This window comes from Corallococcus sp. CA053C, assembly GCF_003611675.1.
Taxonomy (GTDB): Bacteria; Myxococcota; Myxococcia; order Myxococcales; family Myxococcaceae; genus Corallococcus.
Genome location: NZ_RAWA01000568.1, coordinates 1 through 4893, shown reverse-complemented (window position 1 = coordinate 4893; position 4893 = coordinate 1). Strand labels below are relative to the sequence as shown.

At 70.3% G+C, this 4893-nt stretch carries 4 protein-coding genes; 2 read left to right on the top strand and 2 right to left on the bottom strand.

Translation table 11 applies throughout. From position 1 onward, the window contains the following. Positions 1-38: 38 nt before the first annotated feature. Entirely contained in the window at positions 39-1328 is a 1290-nt protein-coding gene (locus tag D7V97_RS40040; protein WP_120615828.1) for an HlyD family secretion protein, read from the top strand. A gap of 4 nt (positions 1329-1332) precedes the next feature. Then, on the top strand, positions 1333-2883 hold the full coding sequence (locus tag D7V97_RS40035; RefSeq protein WP_233583538.1) for a DHA2 family efflux MFS transporter permease subunit: 1551 nt from the start codon (positions 1333-1335) through the stop codon (positions 2881-2883). A gap of 33 nt (positions 2884-2916) precedes the next feature. Here D7V97_RS40035 and D7V97_RS40030 read toward each other — a convergent pair whose 3' ends face one another. Then, positions 2917-4452, bottom strand: a complete 1536-nt coding sequence (locus tag D7V97_RS40030) for an RICIN domain-containing protein (RefSeq protein ID WP_120615827.1) — start codon at positions 4450-4452, stop codon at positions 2917-2919. A gap of 202 nt (positions 4453-4654) precedes the next feature. Further along, a partial coding sequence (locus D7V97_RS40025; RefSeq protein WP_233583537.1) for an MYXO-CTERM sorting domain-containing protein occupies positions 4655-4893 on the bottom strand: 239 nt, incomplete at its 5' end.

Sequence of the window (4893 nt, the reverse complement as noted above, 5' to 3'; positions counted from 1 at the left end):
CTTCCCGCCCCCTTTCACATCCGCACCGAGCAACAGCCATGACGACCCGCACCGCTCCCCTGGACGCTGTTCCCGCCGAAGCCCCCGTCACCTTGAAGCCCGCCGCGAAGCGCTCCCGCGCGAAGCAGGTGCTGCCCCTGCTCGTGGGCGTGGCGCTGCTGGGCGCCGGCACGCGCTTCCTCTTCACCCGTGGCCACGAGTCCACCGACGACGCGCAGGTGGAGGGCCGCATCGCCAACGTGTCCCCCCGCGTGGCGGGCCAGGTGGCGCGCGTGCTGGTGAGTGACAACCAGCAGGTGAAGGCCGGTGACGTGGTGGTGGAGCTGGACCACGCGGACCTGGACGCCCGCCTGGAGGTGGCCCGCGCCGACGTGATGAGCGCCGAGGCCCAGCTCACCAACGCCCAGGCCCAGCTCACCCTCACGGAGGCCAACGCGGGCGCCAACCTGCGCCAGGCCCGCGCCGGCATCACCCAGGCCTCCAGCGGCATCAGCTCCTCCAAGGCGGCGTTGGATCAGGCCCGCGCGGACGTGGCCTCGTCGGAGGCGCGCTTCAAGCTGGCGGAGACGGACCTGGGCCGCGTGAAGCAGCTCCGCGCGCAGGGCGCCCTGTCGCAGTCCGACCTGGACACGCGCCAGGCCGCGTTCGACCAGGCCAAGGCCGCGGTGGATCAGTCGCGCGCGCGCCTCGCGTCCACCGAGGCCGGCATCACCAGCTCCTCCGGTGGCCTGGAGGCCGCGCAGGGCAAGCTCACCGCCGCGGAGACGGGCCCCGTGCAGGTGCAGTCCGCGCAGGCCGCGCTGAAGCTCGCCGAGGCCCGCCTCAAGCAGACCCGCGCCGCGCTGACGCTCGCGGAGTTGAACGTGTCCTATGCGCAGGTGCGCGCCCCGGTGGACGGTGTCGTCAGCCGCCGCACGGTGGAGGTCGGGCAGATGGTGGGCCCCGAGCGCGCGCTGATGGCCATCGTCCCGCAGACGGACATCTGGGTGGTCGCCAACTTCAAGGAGGACCAGGTCGGTGAGATGCGCCCGGGCCAGCCGGTGGACGTGAAGGTGGACGCCTTCGGCAGCCACTCCTTCCACGGCCACGTGGACAGCCTCGCGGGCGCCAGCGGCGCGCGCTTCGCCCTGCTGCCTCCCGACAACGCGTCCGGCAACTTCGTGAAGGTGGTGCAGCGCATCCCGGTGCTGATCCGCTTCGACGGTGACTTCAAGGAGCTGCCCCTCAAGCCGGGCATGAGCGCCACCGTCACCGTGGACACGCGCGGCGAGCCCGTGAAGACGGGGTCCCCGGCCCACGCGTCGGTGGACACCCGGAAGGCGGAGTAGCCCCGTGGACGCGCGCCGCGACGTCATCCAAGGCTCCAAGGTGGGCATCACCGTCGCGGCCATGGCCGCCGCGCTGATGTCCGTGCTGGACATCTCCATCGTCAACGTGGCCCTGAGCGACATCCGCGCGAGCTTCGGCACGCCGTTGGATCAGATCGCCTGGGTGTCCACCGGCTACATGATGGCCAACGTGGTGGTCATCCCGATGACGGGCTGGCTCCAGCGCCGCTTTGGCTACCGGAAGTACTTCACCTTCTCCGTGCTGCTCTTCACCCTGGCCAGCGTGCTGTGCGGCCTGTCGTGGAACCTCACGTCGCTCGTAGCCTTCCGCATTCTCCAGGGCATGGGCGGCGGCGCCATCATCCCCACCTCGCAGGCCATCCTCTTCGCCCGCTACCCGCGCGAGGAGCACGGCATGGCGGGCGCCCTCTTCGGCCTGGGCGCCGTGACGGGGCCGCTGCTGGGGCCCACCGTGGGCGGGCTCCTCATTGAAGCGGCGAGCTGGCACTGGATCTTCCTCATCAACGTGCCCGTGGGCCTCTTCGCCGCGTACATGGCGTGGCGCTACATTGAACAGCCCCACTTCGAGCCCTCCACGGAGAAGGTGGACACGAACGGCATCGCGCTCCTGGCCGTGGGCATGGCCTGTCTCCAGTACGTGCTGGAGGAGGGCAACCGCGAGGACTGGTTCGACAGCCGGCTCATCACGCTCCTGGCGGTCATCGCTGGCATCGCGCTCGTCACCTTCGTCGTCCACGAACTGGAGACACCCAGTCCCGTGGTGGATTTGAGGGTGTTCTCCAACCGCTCGTACACCGCGGCCACGGGGGTGAACTTCCTCGTGGGCACGGCGCTCTTCTCCGGTTCGTTCCTGTTCAGCCTCTTCTGCGGTTCGGTGATGCGCTACGAGGCGTTGGACATCGGCCTCATCTTCCTCAAGGGCAGCGCCATCCAGATATTGCTGATGCCGCTCATCGGGAAGTTCGGCAGCAAGGTGGACGGCCGCATCCTGGTGGGCCTGGGCGTCGTCGGCATGTCCGCGGCGCTGTGGGTGAACGGCCACCTGGCCACCCGGGTGGATGAAGCCACGCTCATCCTGCCGGTGTTCATGCGCGCCTGTTCGCTGGGCTTCATCTTCGTGCCGCTGTCGGTGATGGCCCTCAGCAACCTGAAGCCGGAGCAGCGCGGCAACGGCGCGGGCCTCTTCAACCTCACGCGCGAGTTGGGCGGCTCCATTGGCACCGCGTGGATGAGCAGCGCGCTCAGCCGCTCCACCAAGGCCAACGTCACCGCGCTCACGTCGCACGTGGACATCTACGGGCAGGTGGCCCAGGAGCAGTTCGCCCAGCTGAAGGGCGCCATGGCCTCCCGGGGCGTGTTGGATCCCACCGGCGCCGCCTTCGGCCTGCTGGGTCAGCGCATCAACGCGCAGGCGCTGGTGCGGGCCTTCAACACCAACTTCAGCATCCTCGCGGCCGTCTTCGCCTGCGCGATCATCCTGGTCTTCATGCTCCAGAAGCCAGACCCCACGGTGAAGGTGGAAGGCGCGCACTGAGAGCCGCGCGCCTTCCGGGGTGGCGCCGTGCTGCTAGCGGCGCCACTTCTGCGCGCTGGTGCCGTTGCACTCCCAGAGCTGCAGGGGGGTGCCGCTGGCGGAGTTGCCGCCCGTCACGTCCACGCACTTGTTGGCCTGGGGGTTCACCAGGTCACCGGCGCCGGAGAGGACGAACTGCTGCGCCGGGTTGCCGGAGCAGGTGACCAGCTGGATGGCCGCGCCGTTGTCGCGCGAGCCCCAGGCCACGTCCATGCACTTGCCGAAGGCGCGCACGGTGCCGTCCGACATGAAGGTCCAGTTCTGCGCGTTGGTGCCGTTGCAGTCCCACAGCTGCAGGCGGGTGCCGTCCGTGGTGTTGGAGTTCGGCACGTCGATGCACTTGTTCGCGAGCCCGATGATGGGCCCGCCCGTGCCGCCGCTGCCCGTCGTCGTGAGCGACAGGCCGTACGCGCCCAGGATGGGGTTCACCGGCTGGAAGAAGGTGGTGCCGCCGGTGGAGCAGTTGCCGGAGCCGCCGGACGTCACGCCCTGCGCCTGGTTGCCGGACAGCCACGAGCCACCGGAGTCACCGCCCTCCGCGCACGCGTTGGTCTGGGTGAGGCCGTACACGAGCCCCGCCGAGTAGCTGACCGTGACGTTCTTCGCCTGGATGACGCCACAGCGCCAGCCGGTGGTGGAGCCCGAGCGACAGACGGACGCGTTCACCCCCGCCTCCTGCGACCCGTACACCAGCACGTTGCCACCGCCGTAGTTGTTCACCCACGGCTGCGAACCCCAGGAGCCGTTGGTGCGCACCCACGCGAAGTCGTTGCCGGGGAAGGTGGAGCCCGCCACCGTGCCCTGGCCCACGCCGTTGACGCCGCTGGTCCCCGTGCCCACGCCGCCGCAGTGGCCCGCCGTCACGAAGCCGCCCGCCACCGGGAAGCCGATGGAGCAGCGCGCGTTGCCCGGGTAGTACGCGTCACCGCCGCGCAGGTCGTACAGCGGCTTGAACTCCTCGCGCGAAGGCAGCACGCGCACCGCGTCCGACTTCACGCCCGCCTTCGCCACGAAGTCCGAGCCGCCCGTGAGCGCGGAGTCCTGCGCCAGCACCACCACGCTGTTGGTGACGACGTCCACGTACCACGCATGCACCGCGCGGCCGGCGGACGCACCGTTGCGGTCCAGCTCCGCCTTCACCCGCTCCAGCTCCACCTGCGTGTGCGCCACCTTCTGGGGCACCGCGCCCGCGCGACGGACCCGGGCCGCGTCCGCGTCCGTCGTCACGCCCACCACCAGCTGGCTGCCGTCCGCGTTCATCCACGCGCCGCCAAAGCGCTCACCCAGCTCCGCGCGCAGCGAACCCTCCACCCGCACCGCCGCGGCCTCCGCCATCAGCCGGCGCCGCGCGCCGTCCGCCGTGAGGCCCAGGTCCCGCTGCATCGCGGAGAGCAGCTCCGGGGACGCGTCCTGCGCGAACGCCGCGTCCGCCAGGGGCGAAGCCGCCAGTGCCACGGACGGAATGACACCCAGGGTGGCGCCTGCGAACAGCGCCGTCGCCGTGGAGAACAGACCGAGGTTCCGCTTCATCGGGTCCTGCCTTTCGTGCTGCGGGGAAGCAGGAAGGCAAGCCCAGATGCGCCGTGCAGGTCAATCAATTCAAGAAATACTGAAATTCTCTGACATTTTTGTGTTACCGAAGAAAGTCCCCGCAAAGAGAATGGCCCGGTGCGCCATACGAGCGCACCGGGCCTGGGACTTGCTTCGGCTACAGGGGAAAGTCAGCGCTGTGCTAGCGCTTTGAAGCCTGGCTGCGGACGCGGGCGGGGGCCCGGCGACGGCGCAGCGTGGCGGCGCCCAGCATCAGCAGGGCGGCGGCGAAGGGCAGGGTGCCGGACGTGCCGGACGCGCTGCAGCCACCGCCGGGTGCGCCGAGGGACGCATCCCCGGGCAGGCCGTTGGGGTTGTTGGCGATGGGGGTGGCGGTGCCGGTGGGCGCCTGGCCGCCGATGTTGGGCAGGGTGACGGGCG

Excerpts from the sequence above, each read along its gene's own strand:
- D7V97_RS40040 (WP_120615828.1), top strand. The coding sequence starts at position 39 with ATGACGACCCGCACCGCTCCCCTGGACGCTGTTCCCGCCGAAGCCCCC.
- D7V97_RS40030 (WP_120615827.1), bottom strand. The coding sequence starts at position 4,452 with ATGAAGCGGAACCTCGGTCTGTTCTCCACGGCGACGGCGCTGTTCGCA.